Genomic DNA, 22,629 nt, shown 5'->3' on the forward strand with positions numbered 1-22,629 from the left:
AAGACATGGCGTAAATGTTACAGCCTAAATTGCTCGCCTAAGTAAACATCGCGTACTGTTTTATCATTTAATACGTGTTCTGGAGTACCTGATGCAATCAGCTCCCCATGAGAAACAATGTAGGCTTTTTCACAAACATCAAGGGTCTCTCTTACGTTATGGTCGGTAATTAATACACCAATCCCACGATTTTTAAGATGTTCTATTATTTTCTTTATATCTAATACCGAAATAGGGTCAACACCGGCAAACGGTTCATCCAGTAATATAAATTTAGGATCTGCTGCCAGCGCTCGTGCTATTTCTACACGACGACGTTCTCCCCCCGATAATGCCATACCTTGGCTATCACGAATGTGTTGTATGCTAAATTCATCTAATAAGTTATTGAGCGTGTCTTCTCTGGCTTGTTTATTTAGTTCCTTGCGCGTTTCTAAAATGGCCATTAAGTTTTGATAAACAGTCAGCTTTCTAAAAATCGATGACTCTTGTGGTAAGTAGCCTATGCCTAATCTAGCACGACTATGCATAGGTAAAAGAGTAATATCGTTATCATCAATAGATATTTTACCTTTGTCGCTAGGAACAAGCCCTACAATCATATAAAAAGTCGTTGTTTTACCAGCACCGTTAGGGCCAAGTAAGCCAACTATACTGCCAGCTTGTACTTCAAGGCCGACGTTTTTTACAACTTCACGACCTTTATAGCTTTTTGCTAATAGTTCTGCTTTTAATGTGCTCATGGTTGACCTTTATCGCCTTTTTTACTTTTTTTAGTTTCGATCGGTACTAAAATTGTGTGAACGCGGTCAGTTGAGTTTTCATCTTTTTCGGCACTGATGAGTTGCTGCTCTATGTCGTAGGTAATGCTTTTAGCATTTATTTTTTGTCCGGCTTGCGATACTTGTGCATTACCAACAAGCGTTAAAAAACGCTTAGATACATCATAACGTACTTCGTCAGCACTGGCGCTCATAGTCGTGCCGTCTGATTGCTTTTCTTCAAAGTGCGCAGGGCTACCTGTGGCAATTAATAATTGTTTATTATCACCAAGTTCATCACGTTTGTGTACTTCGAGGCGATCGGCTGTAATGCGGCGATTACCGTGAATAATCTCAACGTTTTTCTCAAAAATACCCACATTAGCTTTCAATTGACCTTCTTGCTTGTCGGCACTTATTGAAATTTGATTGGCAGCAGGTTGCGTGTTTTGCTCTGCAGCACTACTATTAAACGCTAGTATAAGTGTAGGAATTATAAGTGATTTTAATATTTTATTGGTCATAATATATGGTTCGCGTATGGTTAATTAGTTTTATCACTTCGGTTTTCAAGTCGGCTTCTAGGCCTTTACCGGTGATTTTTAAATTGGGTCCAGTGATAATGACGGGTTGCTCCGAACGCATTGTTAATAACTTTATATCAACCTGAATATTATCAGCATTGATTTTGTCTATCATGGCGTTATCGGTTAAATTTTTGGCAACCACATTACCTTCTAAAATTAATTGTTTATCTTCATATAATGTTGCTTCGTCTGCATTTATTTGCCACGTTTGTTGCTCGTTATATAAAGTAAAAATGGGTTTTTCAAAAAACGTGAAACCTAATTGCTGGTATAGCTCCATTTTAGCCGCAGTGACTTTGTGGCTAATTTTACCTTGCTCATCATAGGCTGTCTGTTTGAGCTCAATAGCTATGTAATCAGGCTTAGCAACAACTTCAGGCTCAGCCTGAGGCACAATATTTGTTTGTGTAAAATAAGGGTACCAAAGCCAAACCATACAGCTAATGAATAAAACGCTTAGTATTATGCGCGCTGCATTCATGAACTAGTGCCTTGTGTAGTCAATGCTTTACCATTTTCAAGCATGAGCAAATCGGTGAGTTCTCTCACAGCGCCAAAACCACCAGGCATTTGCGTTACATAATGTGACAAACGCTTAATAAGAGGGTGGGCATCATTTACTGCAACGGCAAAGCCTACTAACTCCATAACAGGCATGTCAGGACCGTCATCACCAATATAAGCAATTTGTTCATCGCTAAGGTTGAGTTTATCTTTTAATTCTTGATAGGCAATGAGCTTATTTTCTTGGCCTTGATAAATATGCTGTACGGTTAAGCTGCTCATACGTTGTTGTACTATCTGTGAATGACGACCAGTAATAACAGCTACTTCAAAGCCACTGTTTATAAGTGCTTTAATGCCAAAACCATCTTTTGTATTAAATGCTTTTAGCTCTTCACCTTGATTGCCAAGGTAAATACGGCCATCAGAAAATACACCATCAATATCGCATATAAGTAGTTTTACTTTTTTAGCGCGTGCTTTTGCATCATCGCTCAGCGGTTGATAGAGTTCTTCAAATTGCATTTATAACACTCCTGCTTTTAATAGGTCTTGCATATTTAATGCGCCAATAGGTTGGTTTTTCTCATTGACGACGATTAGGCCATTTATACGTTTACGTTCCATAATATTGAGCGCTTCAGCGGCTAAAATATCTTGCGTAGCTGTAGTGCATGACTTAGTCATAACAACATCTATTTGTGTTGTATGAATATCAATTCTTTGTTCTAAAATGCGACGTAAGTCACCATCGGTAAATAACCCTACGAGTTGCTGATTTTCATCAACAATGGCTGTCATACCTAATCCTTTAGCTGACATTTCTATTAGAGCATCTTTAACTGTTTGTGAGACATCAATAATAGGTGTATTTGCGCCGCTGTGCATAACATCTTTTAAAGTAAGTAATAAGCGCTTGCCTAAACTACCACCTGGGTGAGATAGCGCGAAGTCATCAGCTGTAAAGCCGCGAGCTTCTAATAATGCAACTGCCATGGCATCGCCCATCGCAAGCGTTGCAGTGGTACTTGATGTAGGGGCTAGACCCAATGAACAAGCTTCTTTTTCTACTTTAATGCACACATGTACATTAGCAAGGGTTGCCATAGTTGATTGTGTATTGCCAGTCATCGCTATCATTTTGGCACCAAGTCGTTTTAAAACCGGAATGATATTTAAAACTTCGCTTGTTTCCCCTGAATTAGAAATAAGCATTACCACGTCATTTTTAGTGATCATACCTAAATCACCATGACTTGCTTCACCAGGGTGAACAAAAAACGCTGGGCTGCCAGTACTTGCAAGGGTTGCCGCTATTTTATTGCCAATATGGCCTGATTTTCCCATGCCAATAACAATAATACGGCCTTCACAGTCGTACATTAATTGGCACGCGTTATGAAAATTTTTATCTACATATTGTGCAATATCACTAAGTGCTTGGCGCTCAACATCTAAAACGCGAAGGCCTTGTTCAATAAAGTTTAGCGTTGCCATCATTTACCCTACTTGACTAAAAATATACCCTTGGTAACCCAAAAACGCTATTAGCAATAAGCCGCCTTCTACCCTATTGATACGCTGGGTGCCTCTAAAGTTCAATGACATAATAATAAGAGCAAGTGTTGCACCAATCATAATTAATATATCTCGGCTTACTAACGATGGATCAATTGCTGAAGGATTAATAATACCTGCTAGAGGTAATACAGCTAAAATATTAAATATGTTTGAGCCAACAATATTACCTAGTGCTAAATCATCTTCATTTTTAAGTACACCTGCAACCGAGGCGGCAAGTTCAGGCAAGCTAGTACCAATGGCAATAATTGTTAAACCAATGACTAAGTCGCTTAAGCCGAAGTATTTAGCAATATCAACAGCTGAGCCGATTAAAAAATGAGAACTAACCGGCAGGAGTATCATGCCAACAATTAACCAAAATACCGCTTTTTTAGTAGGTACATCGTTTGGTACATCGTCGCAGGCTTCTGAGACAAATGGGTCATCTTGGTTTTTTGCACGCATAGATACAATGATTAACCCACCGATGAATACGATAAAGCCAACTAAAAGCGCAACACCTTCACTAAATGAAAAGTAGTTATCTGAGAACACATACCAAGTAGCTAAAGATACGAGCATCACTAATGGCATTTCACGTTTTAACGTACTAGATGAAACTGAAAGAGGGCGAAATAGAGCAGTGATACCTAACACAAGTAAAATGTTTGTAATATTAGAGCCAACAGCATTGCCAACGGCTGTGTCGGTTTTGTTAGCTAAAGCGGCAGAGGCTGAAACCATCATTTCAGGGGCTGAAGAGCCCATGGCTACAACGGTCAAACCAACAATAAGTGTAGGTACACCAAAGTTTTTAGCAAGAGCCGCAGCCCCATAAACAAACCTATCGGCACTCCAAACAAGAGCTGCAAAACCAAGAATTAAAATAACAAACGAGGTAACCATTGTGTTAAGCCAGTTATACAAAATACGGATGGCGCGAATAGTAACAAAAGCCAAGATGAAAGTATAAATAAAAGAGTAAGGTCAACTAGGTAACAATGTTGCTTTTAAACAGCTAATTTAAAAATTTAAGCCGGGGTTAAGCTGTTTTGAGCGAGTCTTATAATCCTTTTCATGGGTGTATTACAAAATCTTACGAATTGTTTTTTCCATCTTTGACAAAAAAGCTTTAAAATAGGGGCACTAGTGAACATTTTTATGGAGAGCGACTTGTCGCAATCAATAGTAGAAGTCAAGGATGTTAGCTTTTCGAGAGGCAATAGAACCATATATAAAAATATGAGTTTTAGCGTTCCTAAAGGTAAAATTACTGCGATTATGGGGCCAAGCGGAATTGGCAAAACCACTATGTTGCGTTTAATTGGTGGTCAGCTTAAACCAGATTCAGGTGATATTTTATTTGAAGGTGGCAGCATTCCTAAAATGTCTCGTAAAGAGTTATACGAAGCACGTACTAAAATGAGTATGCTTTTTCAAAGTGGTGCGTTGTTTACTGATATGTCGGTATTTGACAATATCGCGTTTCCTATAAGAGAGCACACAAAGCTAAGTGAAGACCTGATTCGATTAGTTGTGTTAATGAAACTGCAAGCGGTTGGACTACGTGGCGCTAAAGATTTAATGCCATCTGAGTTATCCGGCGGTATGGCAAGGCGTGCTGCACTTGCACGCGCTATAGCACTTGATCCAGAGCTAATCATGTACGATGAACCATTTGCAGGGCAAGATCCTATTTCGATGGGCGTATTGGTTAAGCTAATTAAGTCGCTCAACGAAGTATTAGGTTTATCGTCTTTAATCGTGACGCACGATGTAACAGAGGTAATGAGTATTGCCGAACACGTTATAATTATCGCCGATCAAGGGGTAATTGGTTCTGGTACTCCAGATGAAATGCGTAATCATGAATCTCCTTTAGTTCAACAGTTTTTAAAAGGCTTGTCGGATGGTCCTGTACCATTTCATTTTCCGGCTCAGGCTTATGCAGACGAACTACTTGGAGAAAAAGCATAATGTTGGATTTATTTCAAAAGCTAGGACATAAAACGCTAGGACGCTTTGCGGCCCTTGGTCGTTCTGCTTATATGCTGTTTAGTGCATTAGCGCATGTTCCTAATTTTAAAAAAGGCACACCGTTACTTGTTCGCCAGCTTTATATGGTTGGTTCGCAATCGTTACTCATTATTATGGTGTCGGGTTTGTTTATCGGTATGGTGTTGGCTTTACAAGGTTACACCGTATTGGTTGGTTATGGCGCTGAGGATAGTTTAGGGCCGTTAGTGGCACTGAGCTTATTGCGAGAACTAGGCCCGGTTGTTACTGCATTATTATTTGCAGGACGCGCAGGTAGCGCTTTGACAGCTGAAATTGGCTTAATGAAAGCAACAGAGCAACTTTCATCACTTGAGATGATGGCAATCGATCCGCTAAAGCGTATTATTGCACCGCGCTTTTGGGCGGGTTTTATAAGCATGCCATTGCTTGCATTGATATTTTCAGCTGTAGCAATTATAGGCGCTCATTTAGTGGGGGTAGATTGGCTGGGGGTTGATACAGGTAGTTTTTGGTCAATCATGCAATCGCAAGTGTCGTTTCAGCAAGACATACTAAACGGTATTATTAAAAGCTTTGTATTTGCCATAGTGGTGACCTGGATTGCGCTTTATAAAGGATATGACTGTGTGCCGACCTCAGAAGGGATCAGCAAAGCAACCACCGAAACGGTTGTTCATTCGTCATTAGCAGTTTTAGGTTTTGACTTTATTTTGACAGCGGTAATGTTTACCAGCTAATAGGGTATAGATAATGAATTCACGGAAATTAGAAATTTTAGTTGGTTTTTTTGTAGCACTTGGCATTTTAGCTTTTGCGATGCTTGCACTTAAAGTTGCCAATTCAGGTATTAGTGGCTCTGGCGAAACATATACGCTTAATGCCAAGTTTGAAAACATCGGCTCGTTAAAAGCGCGTGCGCCAGTAAAAGTAGGTGGTGTTGTAATTGGCCGTGTTGAATCAATTTATGTTCACCCACAAGAGTTTTTACCAGTCGTTAATATGACCATTGACGCACAGTACTTATGTCGTTTTTCAGACACAAGCTCAATCTCTATTTTAACGTCGGGTATTTTAGGTGAGCAGTACTTAGGTATTCACCCTGTAATTTCTCCAGATTCTGCTAAGCAACGTTGTTTAGGCGAAACAGTGACAGAAAACAAGCAAGATGAAGCAATTGACGATTTATTTGGTGTGGAAAGTAAAGCACTAGGTGATGGCGATTCAATCACTGATACTAAGTCTGCCATTGTACTTGAAGAATTAATCGGGCAGTTTTTATTCAACCAAGGTAGTGAGTAATTATTATGTTGAAAAAGTTTTTAGCTATTGTAGCAATTGGCACAATGACGCTAACTCAAAGCGTAAGTGCAGCAGATGTGAAATTAGTCGATCCTAATAAAATGGTACGCCAAGTTGCCGATAATACATTTGCGCGCATTAAAAAAGATCAGCCATTAATTGTTAAAGATCAGGAATACCTTCGCGTAATAGTCGAAGAAGAATTAATGCCTTATATCGACTATAAATATGCAGCACTTCGTGTACTTGGCAGTGAAGTATCTAAAGTTCGTGCAATTACCGACGAGGCTGAAAAGGCCAAAGCAATTAAAGAAATTCAACGCTTTATTGGTGTATTTAGAGAGTACTTAGTTGCTACTTATGCAGGTGTATTTACTCAATACACAAACCAGAAAGTTGAGTTTGGTGCAGAGCAAGCGTTTAAAGGTAAAGACGTCGTTGTTGTTAAGACTAAAATTATTGAAGACGGTAAACCTGATATCAGAATCGATTTTAAAGTACGCGAAGACCGCGACGGTGAATGGCGCGCGTACGATATGATTGCCGAAGGTATTAGTTTACTGGATGCAAAGCAAAGCGAGCTGCAAGGTATTTTGCGTCAGCAAGGTATTGATAATGTAAGTAACCTTTTAGAGCAAAAGAGTCAGCTACCAGTTCAGTTTAGAGGCAGTAACTCGAATGACTAAATTGGCAATAAGCCAAGTTGATGGACAACATTTTGGAGTAAGCGGTGAGCTTACTCGAAATTCAATTGGCGATGAACAGCTTCTGAACAATAAGTTATTAACTAAGCATAAAATCATCTATTTCGACCTAAGTGGAGTATCAAGGGTTGACACAGCAGGCTTAGCTTGGTTAATTCACTCTTTTGCAGAATTAAAGCAGCAAGGCATTCGCCTTGAATTGCAAAACCTACCTGAGCAATTGCAAAATTTAATGCAATTGGGTCAGGTTACAACCCTATTTGAGTGAGAGTTATGGAAACTAGCCAAGTCGAAACATTATTACGCGAAGAACTTCAATTAGCTGAAGTACATGTAAAAGCCAATGGTAGTCATTATGAAGTTGTTGCAGTAGGCGAATGCTTTGACGGTTTAAGCCGAGTTAAAAAGCAGCAGCTAGTTTATGGTCCATTAATGAATACAATTTCAGATGGGACAATTCACGCAGTATCTATTCGTGCATTTACTCCTGTAGAGTGGAAGCGTGAACAAAAATTCATTTTACCGCAATAACTAGGGCCTCCTAATGGATCAATTTGTAATTCAAGGTGGCACTTCACTTGCTGGTGAAGTGACTATTTCGGGCGCTAAAAATGCCGCACTTCCTATCTTATTTGCTTCACTATTAGCTGATGGTAAAAGTATATTTACTAATGTACCGCGTCTTCGCGACATAGTGACCACTGAAGCCTTATTAAAAACTTTAGGTGCAGATGTTAATTGGCAGGGCGATACGCTAGTAATTGACGGTGCAACGGTTAATAAAACATTAGCGCCTTACGACTTAGTAAAGCAAATGCGCGCCTCTGTGCTTGCATTAGGCCCTCTAGTTGCACGTTTTGGTGAGGCTCAAGTGTCTTTACCTGGTGGGTGCGCTATTGGTGCTCGCCCTGTTGATATCCATATTCAAGGTTTGGAGCGCATGGGCGCACAAATAAACGTTGAAAATGGTTATATTAATGCCAAGGTTAATGGTCGCTTAAAAGGCGCTGAAATTTTTATGGAAATGGTAAGCGTAGGTGCTACCGAAAACCTATTAATGGCAGCGGCCCTCGCTGATGGTAAAACCATACTTGATAATGCGGCACGCGAGCCTGAAATAATTGATTTAGCTAACTGCCTAATTGCTATGGGCGCTAAAATCACAGGTGCAGGTACTAGCCGCATTGAAGTTGAAGGCGTTGAGCGTTTAGCTGGCTGTGAACACAGTATTTTACCTGACCGAATTGAAACTGGGACGTTTTTAGTCGCAGCAGCAATGGCTGGCGGTGAAGTACTTTGTAAAAATACAGACTTTCATTCTCTTGAGCCTGTGATTGAAAAGCTACGTGCTACGAATGCGCACCTAGAAGTACATAACGATAGTATTTATCTTGATATGCGCGGCCGAGAACTTAAAGCCGTGAATATTAAAACAGCTCCACACCCAGGTTTTCCTACGGATATGCAAGCTCAGTTTACAGCATTGAATGTAGTAGCAAATGGTAGTGCAACGATCACAGAAACGATTTTTGAAAACCGTTTTATGCATGTACCAGAGTTGCAGCGTATGGGCGCTAATATTCGTTTAGAAGGGCATACCGCAATTTGTGGTGAGACTGAAAGCTTAACGGGTGCGCAAGTGATGGCAACCGATTTACGCGCTTCAGCTAGCTTAATTTTAACGGGTATAGTGGCACAGGGTGAAACGGTTGTTGACCGTATTTATCACGTTGATAGAGGCTATCAGCGCATTGAAGATAAGCTAAGTGCGTTGGGTGCAAACATTAAACGTAGAAGTAGCTAAGTAGATAACTAGTTAAGCTATTTAAAAAAGGTCGGATACGCAAATTGCTATCCGACCTTTTTATTGACGATTGGTATTACTCTTTATTAGAGCTTTGTTTCAAGCTCAGCTACCACCACCATGATTTTTTCTATTTTGCCATCTCTGTATAGCTCAAATTCTATTTCTTTACCGGGCTCCGTATTACCTATTTTTTCAAGCACTTTTTGTGGGTTTGCTACCGAAAGCCCTGCAATTTTAATGACGATATCTTGCTCTTCAATACCCGCTTGCCATGCTGGCCCCAAAGGGTCTAAATTAGTAATGCGCATGCCGGTAACCGGCGTTAGGCTGTCGTTTACTTCTTTACCCGTACTATCTACTGCTGTGCCTTCAAAGCCTAAATAGCCGCGCACAACCCGACCGTGACGAATGAGTTTACCCATCACTTTTTTAGCAAGTGAGTAAGGAACCGCAAAAAATATTCCTTGAATATTCAAGTTCTCACGCGTTTTAAATTGTGCAGAAGTAATGCCGACTAAATCACCATTGGAGTTAACTAATGCGCCGCCGGAGTTGCCCACGTTAATAGCTGCATCCATTTGCAATAAGTTATTGTAAGGGCTATCTGTAATTTTTTGCTTACCCGTTGCACTAATAATGCCTTGAGTGATTGTTTGCCCTAAGTTAAGCGGGTTGCCTATAGCAAGTACAACATCGCCTACATTTGATACATAGCTATCGTTTACGGGAATCACCGGGAGGTGATCTGCATTGATTTTAAGTAAGGCTAAATCAGTAATGGTATCAAAACCAATGAGTTGCACATCAAAAAAGCGTCGGCCATCGGTTAAGATAACCATAATTTGGTCTGCATTATTAACAACATGATAGTTAGTAAGAATATAACCGTCTTGCGACATAATGACGCCAGAGCCTAGCTCTTGTACCGTGTTTTTTCTTTTATAACGAGGCTCTTTGGAAATGCTTTCTGAAAAAATAGTAACTACAGAAGGAGCTGCTCGTTTAACTGCATCAGAAAAACTCAGGTGACTCGCACTCATCGCGCTTGGAAGGGGAACATTAGGAAGTAAGGCGGCTCGCATATTAGGGCTGAAAAAAACCACTAAAAAAGCAATACTTAGACCTGCAAATAAAGGGGGAAGAATAAATTTTATTAATTTCAGCACAGTTTTCTTATTATGTAAGTGAGCAATCTCTTTATGATGACATAAAAAAAATAACAGCGGCAAGTGCCACTGTTATTTTTATTACATTAATAGTGCTATTTATTACTGAATTAAAATAAATATAGACTCACGACCACGTTGCACGCCAAGTACGATATTACCTTTGGTGTTTTCGATAATCTTATTCATATCACGAATAGTCTCTACTCGTTGACGATTCACTTGCATAATAATATCACCTTCTTCAAGGCCAACACGGGCAGAAGGTGAGCGAGGGTCTACAGACGTAACCTCAACACCTTTATTACTATTTTTTTGCACGTTTTCAAGTGTCGCGCCTTGGAACGCAGGATGCAGCTCTTCGCCAGTCGCTGTAACACCTGATGCACCATCAAGAGTTACTTTTACTGTTTTAATTTTACCATCGCGGTAAATACCAAGTTTTATTTCGCGGCCTTCACCTAGCGTAGCAATTTTGCTGCGTAGTTCATGGAAACCACTAATATCACCGCCATTAATGCTAACAATTACGTCACCTGCTTTTATACCTGCTTTACTTGCAGCAGTGTCGTCCATTACTTGCATTACATAAGCACCTTGTTTAACGTCAAGTTGCTGCGCTTTAGCAAGGCCTGCATCAAGTGGGCGGCCAGAAATACCCAGCGAACCTCGGCGTACTTCACCGTGTTCAACAATTTGATCAACTAAGTTTTTCATCATGTTTGATGGAATGGCAAAACCAATACCCACGTTACCGCCAGAAGCACCTAAAATAGCAGTGTTAATACCAATCAATTCACCGTTTAAGTTAACTAATGCACCACCAGAGTTGCCTTGGTTAATAGCAGCATCGGTTTGAATGAAATCTTCGTAGCCCTCAATATTTAAACCACTACGGCCAAGAGCACTAACAATACCAGATGTAACTGTGTGGCTAAGTCCAAATGGGTTACCAATAGCGACAGCAAAGTCGCCCACTCGTAAACTATCTGAATTTGCGAGTTTTATTTCAGTTAAGTCATCAGCGTCTATTTGTAAAAGAGCGATGTCTGATTCTGTATCAGTACCAATTTTAGTTGCTTCAAATTCACGGCCATCTTCGAGGGTTACTACCATTTTTTCGGCATCTTGGATTACGTGATTATTAGTGACTACATAACCCTCATCAGCATCAATAATTACCCCAGAGCCTAATCCACTAAATTGACGCTTTTGACTGCGAGGCTGTTGCTGTCCAAAAAAGTATTCAAGCGGATCTGCACGGCGGCGTACTTCTTTTGAGCCTGAAACTTGGATACTTACAACACCTGGAGATATTTTCTCTAGCATGGGGGCAAGAGTTGGTAGTTGTTGACCATTTACTGCAATTGGCATTTTTGCATAAGACGCTACTGGGCTCATTAACAAGCTTGTAGATAAAATAGCTGCGCTGATAAGTGATAATTTCATTTTCATAGTCAGGGGTAACTCCACTTAAGATAAAGCAAAACAAAAAGGGCTACTTTACAGCAGCCCTTTTCGGTTTATTAAGATAAAACAACAAAGCTGTTATATCTAAAGACTATGGGGTCAAAAAAAAGTTCATCAAGATGCTTTAGAATGTTCTGAAACTTTATTTTGACCAGCAAATAAACCTGATTCACCTGATACATAATCAGCTGGTTGTGCTGCGGCTGTAGAACGATCGCATTGACGCTCTTTTAATGAAGCCTGCAGTTGTTCTGTTGTTTCTTTTGAAAAGAATGGTTCAGCTGGTGCTTTATTTCTATCTTCTAGAAGAAGCTGGTTTGTTTCTTCAACGTGACTAAGCAGTTGATCATAGTTTTCTTTCATTTTATTTACGAGCTTACCAGTATTCGCTAAATGATCAGCTACATCTTGGCGATACTGCTCTAACGCATTTTCAGCTTGCTCTGCTTGCTCTTTTAATTCATCTTGTTTGAACTGTTTTTTAGTAACAAATGCGCCAATAAAAAATGCTACAACAGCAACAATAACAATCAAACCTACCCACATAACTGTGCCCATAAAAACTACCCCTTTGGGAAAATAACTAACGAATGCCGATTCAATTATAAATCATACTAAGTGTAATATACCCCGAGTTATGATGCGTGTTAATATGCTTTGCAAATTAAACTGTGTTTTAACTGTAAATAGATATGACTCCTTGGCAAACATACCAACAAGACTTAAAGCGAGATGACTTTGTACACGACGCAGCACAAGAAAATGCTGTGCGCCATTTACAACGTCTATACGATGACCTAACTCAGACAAAGCCAAAACAAAAAGGCTTTTTTGCTAAGCTATTTAGTAAAGAAGAACCTGCGCCTGTAAAAGGTTTGTACTTTTGGGGGGGAGTAGGGCGTGGTAAAACTTATTTAGTTGACACTTTTTACGAATCATTACCGGGCACACGTAAAATGCGTGTGCACTTTCATCGATTTATGCACCGAGTGCATAACGAGCTTAAAAAGCTAAATAATACGGCTAATCCATTAGAAAAAATTGCTGACACTTTTAAAGCAGAAACAGACATTATTTGCTTTGATGAGTTTTTTGTACAAGACATTACTGATGCCATGCTATTAGGTGGCTTAATGGAAGCGCTATTTGCACGGGGCATAGTACTTGTAGCAACCTCTAATATAGTGCCTGATGAACTTTACAGAAATGGCTTACAGCGAGCGCGTTTTATGCCAGCAATTGAGCTTGTTAAAAAAAATACCGAGATAGTTAATGTAGATTCAGGTATTGATTACCGATTACGTACTTTAGAGCAAGCTGAAATTTTTCATAGTCCGTTAGATGAAGATGCGGATAAGAACCTATTTGAGTACTTCGATAAGTTATCGCCAGAGCCTGGGCAATTAGATGAGCCGATAGAAATAGAAGGGCGAAAAATCAAAACGCGTAAAGTAGCTAAATGCGTTGTGATGTTTGAGTTTAGTGAATTGTGCGAAACAGCACGTAGCCAGGTCGATTACATGGAGATTAGCCGCTTATACAATACGGTGATTATTTCTAACGTAAAACAGCTAGGGCAAACTAATGATGATGCTGCTAGACGCTTTATTGCTTTAGTGGATGAATTTTATGAGCGCCATGTAACTTTAATTATATCGGCTGAAAAACCTATTACCGAACTTTATACCCAAGGTAATTTAAACTTTGAATTTAAGCGTTGTATTAGTCGTTTACAAGAAATGCAATCCTTAGAATATTTAGCTAGAGAGCATTTAGTTTAAATAAGTAAGTAAGTAAATGTGTAATAGGGCAACTATAAAAAAGAGGTACATATATAGTACTTCTTATTTCTGAAATTTCTTGTGGAAAAAACAACCGGCGAGTAGCAATGTGTTTTAAGTGCTGGTATACTCCCGCGTCTGCCACGTTGCGTTCTATGTCCTCATATAGTCTAGCCACTTGTGAGCGGCGCAAAAGTCTAAAACTCGAAGGGGTTATAGCAAACTTAGAGCAGTAGTTAATATTAACTACTTGTGGTTTTAATTGAAAAACATTGGATTTTTATAAATGAAAACGTTTGTTGCTAAACCAGAAACAGTAAAACGTGACTGGTACGTAGTTGACGCTGAAGGTAAAACTTTAGGTCGCATCGCTACTGAAATCGCTCACCGCCTACGCGGTAAGCATAAAGCTGAATACACTCCTCACGTAGATACTGGTGATTACATCATCGTTATCAACGCTGAAAAAGTTACTGTAACTGGTAACAAATTCAAAGATAAAGTGTACTACGCTCACTCTGGTTTTCCAGGTGGCCTTAAGTCTACTACTTTTGATAAACTTCAAGCTGCAAAGCCTGAAATGATCATCGAGAAAGCTGTAAAAGGCATGTTGCCACGTGGTCCTTTAGGCCGCGCTATGTACCGTAAACTTAAAGTTTACGCAGGTACTGAGCATAACCATGCTGCACAACAGCCTCAGGTTCTAGACATTTAAGGAGCACCATCATGGCAAATCAATACTACGGTACAGGTCGTCGTAAAAGTTCAAGTGCTCGCGTATTCTTACGCCCAGGCACTGGTAACATCGTAATCAACAAACGCTCTCTAGAAGAGTATTTTGGTCGCGAAACAGCACGCATGGTTGTTCATCAAGCTCTTGAGCTAGTTGATATGACTGAAAAATTTGACCTTTACATCACCGTTTCTGGTGGTGGTACAACTGGTCAAGCTGGTGCTATCCGTCACGGTATCACTCGTGCACTTATGGAGTTTGACGAGTCACTACGTCCACAACTTCGTAAAGCAGGTTTTGTTACACGTGATGCACGTAAAGTTGAACGTAAGAAAGTGGGTCTTAAGAAAGCGCGTAAGCGTCCACAGTTCTCAAAACGTTAATCTATACGTTATCAAGAATTCAAAAACCCAGCTTATGCTGGGTTTTTTGTTTTCAAATCAAAAAGTTTACATTTGCTACTTAATTTAAATTTGTTTATAGCGGTCGCCATACTTGGTATTGCTGTAATTAATGATGATCAAATTTATTAATAACTGCGTATTAATCGAACGAAAGTTAAAAAACACTCAGATAGCTGCAAAAAAGTTAAATAATTATCGTAATTAGTTTAAATCCATCAGTTAATTGGTGGAATTTTTTGCTACAATTGGCGTGGAAGTAAAATGAGTGAGTTTAACGACACTATGTACAGTTTTTACTGTTTCCTCTTAGTGGTGTTGATCTCGGTCAGTATATTGTTTTTACAGAAGCGTTATTATAGTCGTTCGGCTTTATTCTCGAGCTAGCTTAATCAAATTTTTGATCAAGTCAGGTTTATTCGAGCATGGGGCTTTGAATAACCTTGTTTTAATCAAGGGTTTTAATTATGATCGCTTCTATTTTAAAAATTTCGAATAATTAACCTGCTGTAACTGATGTTCTCAATATAGCAAGTGTTGAGAATCATAGTGGAGATAAGTGGATGAGCAATGCGCCTGTAGACAATGGCCGACGTCGCTTTTTAACCATAGCTACCTCTGTTGTAGGTGGTGTTGGTGCGGCTGGGGCTGCTGTTCCTTTTATTGCGTCTTGGAATCCAAGTGAGCGAGCTAAATCTGCGGGTGCGCCTGTAGAAGTAGATATCAGCAAACTTGAGCCTGGACAATTAATACGTGTCGAGTGGCGTGGTAAACCTGTATGGGTTGTATCACGTACCCCAAAAATGCTTGAGCAGATGAAAGAACATGAAGGTCAACTTCGTGATCCGCAATCGCAAGAGCCACAACAATTAGAATCATCAACAAATGATTACCGTTCATTACGTCCAGAAATATTTTTGGCTGTAGGTATTTGTACGCATTTAGGATGTTCACCAGGCTTTTTACAAGGTAATTTTGGTGAGAAAGTAGAAGGGACTGATGACGGTTTCTACTGCCCGTGCCACGGTTCTAAATTTGATATGGCTGGTCGAGTATTTCAATCGGTACCTGCACCATTAAACTTAGAAATACCACCTTATACTTTTCTAGATGACACCACTATTTTAGTGGGCGAAGAAAGAGGGGTAGCCTAATGTTTGGTAAGATTATTGGTTGGATAGACGACCGAATCCCAATGACACGTGTTTGGAACATGCACATTGCACAGTATCCAGCACCTAAAAACTTTAACTTCTGGTACTTTTTTGGCTCACTAGCCATGTTAGTACTAGTAAACCAAATCCTAACAGGTATTTGGTTAACGATGAACTTTGTTCCGTCTGCTGAAGGTGCTTTTGCCTCGGTAGAGTACATCATGCGTGATGTAGAATATGGCTGGTTACTACGTTACTTGCACTCAACAGGTGCATCAGCGTTTTTCATCGTTGTATATATGCATATGTTCCGTGGCATGATCTACGGTTCTTACCAAAAACCGCGTGAATTACTGTGGTTATTTGGTATGTTCATTTTCTTAGCGCTAATGGCTGAAGCATTCATGGGATACTTATTACCATGGGGCCAAATGTCGTTCTGGGGCGCACAAGTAATCATTTCATTATTCGGTGCTATTCCGGTTATTGGTGATGACTTAACACTTTGGATCCGTGGTGACTACGTAATATCAGGTGCAACGCTTAATCGCTTCTTTGCATTACATGTAATTGCACTACCACTGGTTATTGTAATCTTAGTTTTCTTACACATTGTTGCTCTACACGAAGTGGGTTCAAATAACCCTGAAGGTATTGAGATTAAACGTAAGAAAGGCTCAGTAGCTGAAGAAGATAAGCCTAAATTTAAATTCCACGAGTATTACACTAACAAAAAAGACATTGTTGATGCGATACCGTTCCACCCTTACTACACAGTTAAAGATATTGTGGGTGTGGTTGGTTTCTTAATACTGTTTTGTTGGGTTGTGTTCTTTATGCCGGCGATGAATGGCTTCTTTTTAGAAGGTCCAAACTTCGAGGCAGCTAACCCACTTAAAACACCTGAGCATATTTTCCCGGTTTGGTACTTTACGCCATTCTATGCAATCTTACGTGCAATCCCTGATAAGTTAATCGGTGTTGCGGCGATGGGTGCATCGATTGTAGTACTTGCATTACTACCTTGGATAGACCGTGGTAGAGTTAAATCGGTTCGTTACCGTTGTGGTTTCCATAAATGGAACATTGCAGGCTTTGTTGTAACTTTCGTTCTTCTTGGTTGGGTGGGTGCAACTCCACAAACTGATATGAAAACGATTATTTCTCAAATCTGTACTGTGACTTACTTTATGTTCTTCGTACTGTTGTTTGTATACAGTAAGAACGAAAAAACTAAGCCATTGCCAGAGAGGTTAACGAAATGATGAAGAAGCTTATTATTGGTTTATTTGCTTTATCAGTAAACTTGTTGCCTAACATGGTTATGGCAGCAGGTCCGTCGGTTCCTTTAATGGAAGCGAATAACGACCTTACTGATCAACCATCTTTACAACGCGGTGCAAAGTTGTTCATGAACTACTGTCTTGGTTGTCACCAAATGCAGTATCAACGTTATGAGCGTACTTTTCGTGATATCGGTATCCCAACAGAAGTTGGTTTAGAGCAGTTAATTTTTGACGGCTCTAAAGTCGGTAGCCATATCACAAACGCAATTACAAAAGACGATGCAGCAAAATGGTTTGGTGCGGCTCCGCCGGATTTAACTCTTATTGCACGTGTAAAATCACCAGATTATATTTACACGTACCTAAAATCGTTTTATAAAGATGAATCTCGCCCGTTTGGAGTTAACAATATTGTTTTTCCATCGGTAGGTATGCCTCATGTTCTTCAAGAACTACAAGGTTTACCAACGCCTATCACTAAAGAAGTAGAAGAACATGGCCACACTGTGACCAAAGTTATTGCTACTGAAACTGATGGTACGGGTGAATTAAGCGTAGATGAATACGACCAAGCGGCTCGTGATTTAACAAACTTCCTTGAGTACGTGGGTGAACCTTCACGTCTTGAATCGGAAGCGCTAGGTATTAAGGTAATAGGATTCTTAATAATTCTATTTATCTTGGCATTTATGCTTAAGAAAGAATACTGGAGAGATGTTCATTAAGTTGAACATTTTTAAAGGTAATTTTGCAATAGGGGCTTAAGCCCCTTTTGCTGTTTTAGTTATTTAATGGAGGTATAGGCATGGCCGTAGCTGCCAATAAGCGCCCTGTAATGACCCTTTTTTCTGGTGCTAACTGTATGTATAGCCACCAAGTACGTATTGTACTTGCGGAAAAAGGTGTAAGTGTAGATATTCATTTGGCTGAAAAAGATAACTTGCCAGAAGCACTTCACGAAATTAACCCTTACGGCACAGTGCCAACACTGATTGACCGTGAGCTTGGTTTATACCAGGCAAACATCATCATGGAATACCTTGATGAGCGTTTTCCTCATCCTCCACTAATGCCTGTTTACCCGGTAATGCGTGGTCGTAGCCGCTTAATGATGCATCGTATTGATACTGACTGGTACAGCCTAGCTGACAAAATCAGTAACAACACGTCAGATGCTGCTCAAGCTCGTAAAGAGCTAACAGAAGCATTACTTGCTGTAGCACCTATTTTTAGCGAAGCACCTTACTTTATGAGTGAAGAGTTTAGCTTAGTAGATTGTTATTTAGCTCCACTATTATGGCGTTTACCAGAGTTTGGTATTGAGCTTAATGGTGCAGGTTCTAAAGAGCTTAAAGAGTACATGATCCGTTTATTTGAACGTGAGTCATTCCAAGCCTCTTTAACTGAAGCTGAGCGTGAGATCCGTTTATAATGACGCCTAATCGTCCTTATTTATTACGTGCTTTTTTTGATTGGATAGTCGATAACGAGTGTACACCGCATTTAGTGGTAGACGCTGGGTTTGCAAATGTACAAGTGCCAACACAGTTTGTTCAAGACGGACAAATTGTTTTAAACATAAGTCCATCAGCGGTCACACAGTTTTCGTTAGACTTAACCCAACTTAGCTTCAATGCGCGCTTTGGTGGTCAGCCAATGCAAGTGTATGTGCCTCTAGGTGCTGTGCTTGCAATATACGCGCGTGAAAATGGCGAAGGAACAGTCTTTACTGCAGATGAGTTTTTAGAGGACGAAGACGATTTTGTGCCTGAGCTTGAAAGTGTTGATTCATCAGCTGAATTTATTGATGAAACACCACCAGAAAAGCCACAGAAGAAAAAAGGCTCTCATTTACGCGTTATTAAATAATAAGTAAATGCAAAAAAAACCGCTTAATAAGCGGTTTTTTTATGTCTGTATTTTACTTTACATATATTCGAATACTTTAATTACACGCTCTACGCCAGATACATTTCGGGCAATGTTTACAGCTTGAGTAGACTCAGAGTCAGATACTAAACCCATTAAAAATACTTCAGCGTTTTCAGTAACTACTTTAATGTTATTACTGCTAATGTCTTTTGCTGTTAGTAGCTGAGCTTTTACTTTAGAAGTTAACCAAGAGTCATGCGTTTGTGTAGTAATGCCAATATTTGAGCCAATACGAATTTGGTTATGTATCTTACGAATACCTGAAACGCCCTCAATGGTACGCTGTGCTTCGTTTCTCATTTCTTCATTAGATACTTGGCCTACAAGTAAAACAATACCGTTAACGCTTACAGCGCTTATATTGGCAAACTTTTCAAGGCGTTCTACTTCGCTAAGTGCAATACTGGCTTTTATTTCAATATTGTTATCGTCAATTTGAGAGCCAATGGTACGGCGATCGTTCGCTGCAGTTACTGCACTGGCTGTACCTGCAACAACAGCAGCTGCGCAACCTTGTAGTAATACAACAGTACCTAAAACAATAAGAGAGCGTTTAAACATAATTTTCATCCTGAGGGAAAAGCGTTAAATCAACAAGTTCGCTTAAACAATGTAAGTTAACTAAATGGGATTCGATAATGCGGCTAGGGCGTTTAGATGGGGATCTAATTTCAACATCGTTAGGGCCAAGTAGGCCAACCAACTCGCCACCATCATCACCAACCATAACTATGACCTTCATATCTTTAGTTAGTGCAGCTTCAACGGCAGAAATAACATGTTTTTCGTTACCGTTAATAGCCAGTACAAGCAATAAATCACCTTGCTGAGCAAAAGCGCGGACTTGGCGAGCAAATGTATCGTGATCGTCTACCTGAGTACTTTGTCCAAGGTTAACGTTTTCTTGCGATAGAGCAATTGCGGGTAAACAAGGACGCTCGGTTTCATAGTGATTAACCAATACTCCCGCCATGTGCTGGGCGAGCATGTGGCAATTTGCAGTACCGCAGCAAATGAGTTTATTTCCGTTGATCAGACTTTGTGCAATAGTAAATGCAGCTGACTCAAGCGCACTAGGTAGCACTTCACCAGCAGCGATTTGAACTTGAATGCTTTCTGTAAAAATTTCTTTAATTGTGTCTTGCATAGCCTACCAATAATTTATCTTTGTATTTGCGTTTAAAATACATTTTTAAGCCAATTAATATTAGGAGATGCTTCTCCTGTAATGGCTACATAATCAATTCTTAGTGCTTGGTTAGTTAAATTTTTAGCTGCTAAGTAATGATAAATACTACGTTTTAATCGAGCTTGTTTTTGTGGGCTAAGTGCATAGTTGGCACCGCCACGGGCATTATTTTTGCGAAACTTGACCTCAATGAATACAAGGGTGTCGCCTTCTTTCATAATGACATCAAGCTCGCCAAAGGGGCAGTAATAATTACGTTCAATGGGTGTTAAGCCCTGAGTAACTAAGTATTTTTGCGCTTCAAGCTCATAATACAGGCCTTTTTCGCGACTATTGTGCCACAGCTCTTTAAACCACGACATGCCGCCCCCTTAACTTAATAAAGTTTAATTTATAGTTTGTATATCACCCGCTGATTGCATAAACAATGGTACCGGGCGTTGTGTTTCTAATTGCACAGGCTTAATGCGACGGTTTGTATATTGAGCCCAGTCGAGCATACGTTCTATATGGCCGCTGGTATTAACAGATAACTTACCGCTTAAGCCACTATATTGATTGCCTGGCATTACGCTTAACTGTCTAATGTCATGTAATATTGATACTGCATCGTATGCCATTGCAAATAAGCGTTGGCTAATATCAATTTGCTCTGGCCATAGAGAGTTGTACTGTTGGCGTAAATTATGTTGTTTAATTTGTGAATCAAGCATCCACGGTAATTCAGTGAAGTATAGGCCGTCTAAGTCGCCTTTGTCTGTACTGTCAATTTGTTTACTATGACTTTTAGAGCTTGCATAAAGTGGAATGCGATCAGCAAATGTACTGACGTTTACATCAAGGTAAGGTTTAATTAAGCGAGTTTCTATTGCATCACCCAAAATATAAATAACGTCTATATCACTGCGTGAACGCGTTTCGTTTTCTACTTCTTGCTTAAATAATGCTTTAACTGTTTGTATGCGATCTTTTGACTTATCAACTTCTAATAAGCTGGTAATTGTGTTCGGCATATCTTTTTTATCGTTATAAAAACCGATTTGTGGCTTGGTTTCGCTGTAGCGTTGCCACTGTAGGTTAAAATAATCAACTAAACGTTGGCCATTTGCATTATTTGGCGCAAGCAGCATAGGCTTTTGATAGCCCTTAGTTAAAAAGTGTTCCAGAGCTTGTTGTACTTCGTGCTCAGGGTTCAATGCAAAGTAATAATGCTGAAGCGAAATTCGCTCACCATCAAAGGTGTTTAAATGCAGTACCGGAGTATCAATAAGAGTTTGTGCATTGGCTAGTTTATCAATATTTGCTTTAAGTAGAGGACCAATTACAAAATCAGGCTTTATTTCTTCAAGTTGCGCTGCAATTTCTTCTGTACTTAAGTTTTCATCAATAAAAATAGTGTCGTTGATAGTTTGCGTATCAAGTGCAGCTAACACACCGGCTTTAAGCGCATCACCTAAGCGTTCGTTAGGGCCTGATTGTGGAAACAACACAACTAAACGCTCTATATTAATAGGGGCGAGCTCAGTAAGCATTTCGTCTTGTTCAGGTAATACAGAAAAAGCCGGATGCCCAATATAGCGCCTGCGCCAATTATTAATTGCTTGGTCTAGCTCCACGCCGCTACTTGCATATACTTGATAGTATAGACCAAGGTTTACCCAGCCTTGCTGGATAACCGAACCACGGTTAAAACGTTCAAGCGCATATGAAGAGAGCTGTTTTAAGTTATCCCACAAATTTTGATTGAGCTGAGGGATTTCTATATTGTTTTTTGTGGCTGTTTCAGAAGCTCTAAAGAAATAGGGGGCAGCTTTTTTAGGAAAGTTTTGCGATGCATAAATACTGGCTGTTAAAAACTGATGCCATGCAAAATGCTCAGGTTGAGTCAGTTGTCCGTCTAGCGATTGCAAAATCACCAAAGCTTGATCATTCTTATTCTGTTGTTTTTGTGCAAATGCAATATAAAGACGGTTTTGGATTTGATCAACACTTGCGGTTAATTCAAGCTCATTACCAATTTTCTCTAACAAAGGCCAATTTTGCTCACTAATTGCAGCATCACGGGCGCTATACAATAACTGTATTTTATCGGCACCTTGGCGGTTTTGCGCCAATTGATAGATAGATTGCGCACTGGTTGCCTGATTTTGCAGTGCATTAGTGCGGTTACTTACGTTATCGCTGTTTTTAGTTGGTTTTTCGGTTGTGCTACACGCCGATAACCCTGACAATATAATTAATAGACTAACTAGTTTAAGTCGCACAATGATTTC

Annotated in this window: 28 protein-coding genes; 15 read left to right on the forward strand and 13 right to left on the reverse strand. The window is 39.8% G+C overall.

Translation table 11 applies throughout. The features are described 5' to 3' along the window. Nucleotides 1-17: 17 nt before the first annotated feature. Genes lptB through H5160_RS03335 form a run of 6 tightly spaced genes read right to left on the reverse strand, consistent with a single transcriptional unit; the run spans nucleotide 18 to nucleotide 4,321 of the window. Nucleotides 18-743 carry an LPS export ABC transporter ATP-binding protein gene (lptB, locus tag H5160_RS03310; protein WP_002957942.1) on the reverse strand — a complete coding sequence of 242 codons (726 nt, stop codon included), beginning with the start codon at nucleotides 741-743 and terminating at the stop codon, nucleotides 18-20. Next, nucleotides 740-1,285: a lipopolysaccharide transport periplasmic protein LptA gene (lptA, locus tag H5160_RS03315; protein ID WP_002957943.1), complete on the reverse strand. Its 546-nt coding sequence runs from the start codon at nucleotides 1,283-1,285 to the stop codon at nucleotides 740-742. The genes lptB and lptA overlap by 4 nt, the downstream gene beginning before the upstream one ends. Beyond that, on the reverse strand, nucleotides 1,275-1,829 hold the full coding sequence (lptC, locus tag H5160_RS03320; RefSeq protein ID WP_002957944.1) for an LPS export ABC transporter periplasmic protein LptC: 555 nt from the start codon (nucleotides 1,827-1,829) through the stop codon (nucleotides 1,275-1,277). Before lptC ends, lptA begins: the two co-directional genes overlap by 11 nt. Continuing rightward, a complete protein-coding gene (kdsC, locus tag H5160_RS03325) occupies nucleotides 1,826-2,377 on the reverse strand; it encodes a 3-deoxy-manno-octulosonate-8-phosphatase KdsC (protein WP_007580311.1) in 552 nt (183 codons plus the stop codon). Before kdsC ends, lptC begins: the two co-directional genes overlap by 4 nt. Further along, on the reverse strand, nucleotides 2,378-3,349 hold the full coding sequence (locus H5160_RS03330) for a KpsF/GutQ family sugar-phosphate isomerase (RefSeq protein ID WP_182736809.1): 972 nt from the start codon (nucleotides 3,347-3,349) through the stop codon (nucleotides 2,378-2,380). Between the two features lie 3 nt (nucleotides 3,350-3,352). After that, nucleotides 3,353-4,321, reverse strand: coding sequence for a calcium/sodium antiporter (locus H5160_RS03335; protein ID WP_002957947.1), 969 nt, complete (start codon nucleotides 4,319-4,321; stop codon nucleotides 3,353-3,355). Between the two features lie 255 nt (nucleotides 4,322-4,576). Between H5160_RS03335 and H5160_RS03340 the strand changes: the two genes are divergently transcribed. From H5160_RS03340 to murA, 7 genes are read left to right on the forward strand one after another with little or no spacing between them, the layout of a single operon-like run. Beyond that, complete coding sequence (locus H5160_RS03340) at nucleotides 4,577-5,392, forward strand: ATP-binding cassette domain-containing protein (protein ID WP_080945050.1); 816 nt, start codon at nucleotides 4,577-4,579, stop codon at nucleotides 5,390-5,392. Next, a complete protein-coding gene (mlaE, locus tag H5160_RS03345; protein ID WP_002957949.1) occupies nucleotides 5,392-6,171 on the forward strand; it encodes a lipid asymmetry maintenance ABC transporter permease subunit MlaE in 780 nt (259 codons plus the stop codon). The genes H5160_RS03340 and mlaE overlap by 1 nt, the downstream gene beginning before the upstream one ends. 13 nt (nucleotides 6,172-6,184) lie before the next feature. Continuing rightward, a complete protein-coding gene (gene mlaD, locus H5160_RS03350) occupies nucleotides 6,185-6,733 on the forward strand; it encodes an outer membrane lipid asymmetry maintenance protein MlaD (protein ID WP_002957950.1) in 549 nt (182 codons plus the stop codon). A gap of 5 nt (nucleotides 6,734-6,738) precedes the next feature. Beyond that, complete coding sequence (locus H5160_RS03355) at nucleotides 6,739-7,419, forward strand: phospholipid-binding protein MlaC (protein ID WP_039485391.1); 681 nt, start codon at nucleotides 6,739-6,741, stop codon at nucleotides 7,417-7,419. Then, entirely contained in the window at nucleotides 7,412-7,705 is a 294-nt protein-coding gene (locus H5160_RS03360; protein ID WP_002957952.1) for a lipid asymmetry maintenance protein MlaB, read from the forward strand. Before H5160_RS03355 ends, H5160_RS03360 begins: the two co-directional genes overlap by 8 nt. Before the next feature lie 5 nt (nucleotides 7,706-7,710). Continuing rightward, entirely contained in the window at nucleotides 7,711-7,968 is a 258-nt protein-coding gene (locus H5160_RS03365) for a BolA family protein (protein WP_002957953.1), read from the forward strand. 13 nt (nucleotides 7,969-7,981) lie between these two features. Beyond that, nucleotides 7,982-9,241 (forward strand): UDP-N-acetylglucosamine 1-carboxyvinyltransferase, encoded by a 1,260-nt coding sequence (gene murA / locus H5160_RS03370; protein WP_002957954.1) that lies wholly within the window; start codon nucleotides 7,982-7,984, stop codon nucleotides 9,239-9,241. Between the two features lie 86 nt (nucleotides 9,242-9,327). On the opposite strand, the gene H5160_RS03375 is transcribed toward murA, so the two are convergent. The 3 genes from H5160_RS03375 to H5160_RS03385 form a co-directional block, all read right to left on the reverse strand. Further along, nucleotides 9,328-10,410 (reverse strand): trypsin-like peptidase domain-containing protein, encoded by a 1,083-nt coding sequence (locus H5160_RS03375; RefSeq protein WP_024595792.1) that lies wholly within the window; start codon nucleotides 10,408-10,410, stop codon nucleotides 9,328-9,330. 102 nt (nucleotides 10,411-10,512) lie between these two features. Continuing rightward, a complete protein-coding gene (locus H5160_RS03380; protein ID WP_024606350.1) occupies nucleotides 10,513-11,865 on the reverse strand; it encodes a Do family serine endopeptidase in 1,353 nt (450 codons plus the stop codon). 129 nt (nucleotides 11,866-11,994) lie between these two features. After that, nucleotides 11,995-12,438, reverse strand: a complete 444-nt coding sequence (locus H5160_RS03385) for a YhcB family protein (protein ID WP_002957957.1) — start codon at nucleotides 12,436-12,438, stop codon at nucleotides 11,995-11,997. Nucleotides 12,439-12,572: 134 nt separating this feature from the next. On the opposite strand from H5160_RS03385, the gene zapE reads away from it, so the two are divergent. The 8 genes from zapE (at nucleotide 12,573) to H5160_RS03425 (ending at nucleotide 19,104) form a co-directional block, all read left to right on the forward strand. Next, nucleotides 12,573-13,661, forward strand: a complete 1,089-nt coding sequence (zapE, locus tag H5160_RS03390; protein WP_002957958.1) for a cell division protein ZapE — start codon at nucleotides 12,573-12,575, stop codon at nucleotides 13,659-13,661. Nucleotides 13,662-13,947: 286 nt separating this feature from the next. Then, a complete protein-coding gene (rplM, locus tag H5160_RS03395) occupies nucleotides 13,948-14,376 on the forward strand; it encodes a 50S ribosomal protein L13 (protein WP_002957960.1) in 429 nt (142 codons plus the stop codon). An 8-nt stretch (nucleotides 14,377-14,384) separates the two neighbouring features. Next, the gene (rpsI, locus tag H5160_RS03400; protein WP_024595789.1) at nucleotides 14,385-14,777 is read left to right on the forward strand and encodes a 30S ribosomal protein S9; all 393 of its coding nucleotides are present in this window, start codon (nucleotides 14,385-14,387) and stop codon (nucleotides 14,775-14,777) included. A gap of 581 nt (nucleotides 14,778-15,358) precedes the next feature. Further along, the gene (gene petA, locus H5160_RS03405; protein ID WP_002957962.1) at nucleotides 15,359-15,949 is read left to right on the forward strand and encodes a ubiquinol-cytochrome c reductase iron-sulfur subunit; all 591 of its coding nucleotides are present in this window, start codon (nucleotides 15,359-15,361) and stop codon (nucleotides 15,947-15,949) included. Then, entirely contained in the window at nucleotides 15,949-17,214 is a 1,266-nt protein-coding gene (locus H5160_RS03410) for a cytochrome b N-terminal domain-containing protein (protein ID WP_002957963.1), read from the forward strand. Before petA ends, H5160_RS03410 begins: the two co-directional genes overlap by 1 nt. Then, nucleotides 17,211-17,960 (forward strand): cytochrome c1, encoded by a 750-nt coding sequence (locus H5160_RS03415; protein ID WP_002957964.1) that lies wholly within the window; start codon nucleotides 17,211-17,213, stop codon nucleotides 17,958-17,960. Before H5160_RS03410 ends, H5160_RS03415 begins: the two co-directional genes overlap by 4 nt. Before the next feature lie 80 nt (nucleotides 17,961-18,040). Continuing rightward, a complete protein-coding gene (sspA, locus tag H5160_RS03420; protein WP_002957965.1) occupies nucleotides 18,041-18,667 on the forward strand; it encodes a stringent starvation protein SspA in 627 nt (208 codons plus the stop codon). Then, a complete protein-coding gene (locus H5160_RS03425) occupies nucleotides 18,667-19,104 on the forward strand; it encodes a ClpXP protease specificity-enhancing factor (protein WP_002957966.1) in 438 nt (145 codons plus the stop codon). Before sspA ends, H5160_RS03425 begins: the two co-directional genes overlap by 1 nt. 57 nt (nucleotides 19,105-19,161) lie before the next feature. Here H5160_RS03425 and dolP read toward each other — a convergent pair whose 3' ends face one another. Genes dolP through H5160_RS03445 form a run of 4 tightly spaced genes read right to left on the reverse strand, consistent with a single transcriptional unit; the run spans nucleotide 19,162 to nucleotide 22,620 of the window. After that, the gene (gene dolP / locus H5160_RS03430) at nucleotides 19,162-19,728 is read right to left on the reverse strand and encodes a division/outer membrane stress-associated lipid-binding lipoprotein (RefSeq protein ID WP_039485369.1); all 567 of its coding nucleotides are present in this window, start codon (nucleotides 19,726-19,728) and stop codon (nucleotides 19,162-19,164) included. Beyond that, nucleotides 19,721-20,314 carry an SIS domain-containing protein gene (locus tag H5160_RS03435; protein ID WP_002957968.1) on the reverse strand — a complete coding sequence of 198 codons (594 nt, stop codon included), beginning with the start codon at nucleotides 20,312-20,314 and terminating at the stop codon, nucleotides 19,721-19,723. The genes dolP and H5160_RS03435 overlap by 8 nt, the downstream gene beginning before the upstream one ends. A 32-nt stretch (nucleotides 20,315-20,346) precedes the next feature. Further along, nucleotides 20,347-20,718 carry a YraN family protein gene (locus tag H5160_RS03440; protein WP_149602130.1) on the reverse strand — a complete coding sequence of 124 codons (372 nt, stop codon included), beginning with the start codon at nucleotides 20,716-20,718 and terminating at the stop codon, nucleotides 20,347-20,349. Nucleotides 20,719-20,742: 24 nt separating this feature from the next. Then, nucleotides 20,743-22,620 (reverse strand): penicillin-binding protein activator, encoded by a 1,878-nt coding sequence (locus H5160_RS03445; RefSeq protein ID WP_002957971.1) that lies wholly within the window; start codon nucleotides 22,618-22,620, stop codon nucleotides 20,743-20,745. Nucleotides 22,621-22,629: the final 9 nt, after the last annotated feature.

The sequence above is a fragment of the Pseudoalteromonas sp. SG43-4 genome (assembly GCF_014164325.1).
Taxonomy (GTDB): Bacteria; Pseudomonadota; Gammaproteobacteria; order Enterobacterales; family Alteromonadaceae; genus Pseudoalteromonas; species Pseudoalteromonas distincta.

Excerpts from the sequence above, each read along its gene's own strand:
- H5160_RS03440 (WP_149602130.1), bottom strand. The coding sequence starts at position 20,718 with ATGTCGTGGTTTAAAGAGCTGTGGCACAATAGTCGCGAAAAAGGCCTG.
- lptA (WP_002957943.1), bottom strand. The coding sequence starts at position 1,285 with ATGACCAATAAAATATTAAAATCACTTATAATTCCTACACTTATACTA.
- H5160_RS03355 (WP_039485391.1), top strand. The coding sequence starts at position 6,739 with ATGTTGAAAAAGTTTTTAGCTATTGTAGCAATTGGCACAATGACGCTA.
- H5160_RS03365 (WP_002957953.1), top strand. The coding sequence starts at position 7,711 with ATGGAAACTAGCCAAGTCGAAACATTATTACGCGAAGAACTTCAATTA.
- H5160_RS03385 (WP_002957957.1), bottom strand. The coding sequence starts at position 12,438 with ATGGGCACAGTTATGTGGGTAGGTTTGATTGTTATTGTTGCTGTTGTA.
- H5160_RS03425 (WP_002957966.1), top strand. The coding sequence starts at position 18,667 with ATGACGCCTAATCGTCCTTATTTATTACGTGCTTTTTTTGATTGGATA.
- murA (WP_002957954.1), top strand. The coding sequence starts at position 7,982 with ATGGATCAATTTGTAATTCAAGGTGGCACTTCACTTGCTGGTGAAGTG.
- dolP (WP_039485369.1), bottom strand. The coding sequence starts at position 19,728 with ATGTTTAAACGCTCTCTTATTGTTTTAGGTACTGTTGTATTACTACAA.
- H5160_RS03435 (WP_002957968.1), bottom strand. The coding sequence starts at position 20,314 with ATGCAAGACACAATTAAAGAAATTTTTACAGAAAGCATTCAAGTTCAA.
- H5160_RS03340 (WP_080945050.1), top strand. The coding sequence starts at position 4,577 with ATGGAGAGCGACTTGTCGCAATCAATAGTAGAAGTCAAGGATGTTAGC.
- H5160_RS03330 (WP_182736809.1), bottom strand. The coding sequence starts at position 3,349 with ATGGCAACGCTAAACTTTATTGAACAAGGCCTTCGCGTTTTAGATGTT.
- H5160_RS03415 (WP_002957964.1), top strand. The coding sequence starts at position 17,211 with ATGATGAAGAAGCTTATTATTGGTTTATTTGCTTTATCAGTAAACTTG.
- mlaD (WP_002957950.1), top strand. The coding sequence starts at position 6,185 with ATGAATTCACGGAAATTAGAAATTTTAGTTGGTTTTTTTGTAGCACTT.
- rplM (WP_002957960.1), top strand. The coding sequence starts at position 13,948 with ATGAAAACGTTTGTTGCTAAACCAGAAACAGTAAAACGTGACTGGTAC.
- H5160_RS03410 (WP_002957963.1), top strand. The coding sequence starts at position 15,949 with ATGTTTGGTAAGATTATTGGTTGGATAGACGACCGAATCCCAATGACA.
- zapE (WP_002957958.1), top strand. The coding sequence starts at position 12,573 with ATGACTCCTTGGCAAACATACCAACAAGACTTAAAGCGAGATGACTTT.
- mlaE (WP_002957949.1), top strand. The coding sequence starts at position 5,392 with ATGTTGGATTTATTTCAAAAGCTAGGACATAAAACGCTAGGACGCTTT.
- H5160_RS03335 (WP_002957947.1), bottom strand. The coding sequence starts at position 4,321 with ATGGTTACCTCGTTTGTTATTTTAATTCTTGGTTTTGCAGCTCTTGTT.
- lptB (WP_002957942.1), bottom strand. The coding sequence starts at position 743 with ATGAGCACATTAAAAGCAGAACTATTAGCAAAAAGCTATAAAGGTCGT.
- H5160_RS03380 (WP_024606350.1), bottom strand. The coding sequence starts at position 11,865 with ATGAAAATGAAATTATCACTTATCAGCGCAGCTATTTTATCTACAAGC.
- H5160_RS03360 (WP_002957952.1), top strand. The coding sequence starts at position 7,412 with ATGACTAAATTGGCAATAAGCCAAGTTGATGGACAACATTTTGGAGTA.
- petA (WP_002957962.1), top strand. The coding sequence starts at position 15,359 with ATGAGCAATGCGCCTGTAGACAATGGCCGACGTCGCTTTTTAACCATA.
- lptC (WP_002957944.1), bottom strand. The coding sequence starts at position 1,829 with ATGAATGCAGCGCGCATAATACTAAGCGTTTTATTCATTAGCTGTATG.
- sspA (WP_002957965.1), top strand. The coding sequence starts at position 18,041 with ATGGCCGTAGCTGCCAATAAGCGCCCTGTAATGACCCTTTTTTCTGGT.
- kdsC (WP_007580311.1), bottom strand. The coding sequence starts at position 2,377 with ATGCAATTTGAAGAACTCTATCAACCGCTGAGCGATGATGCAAAAGCA.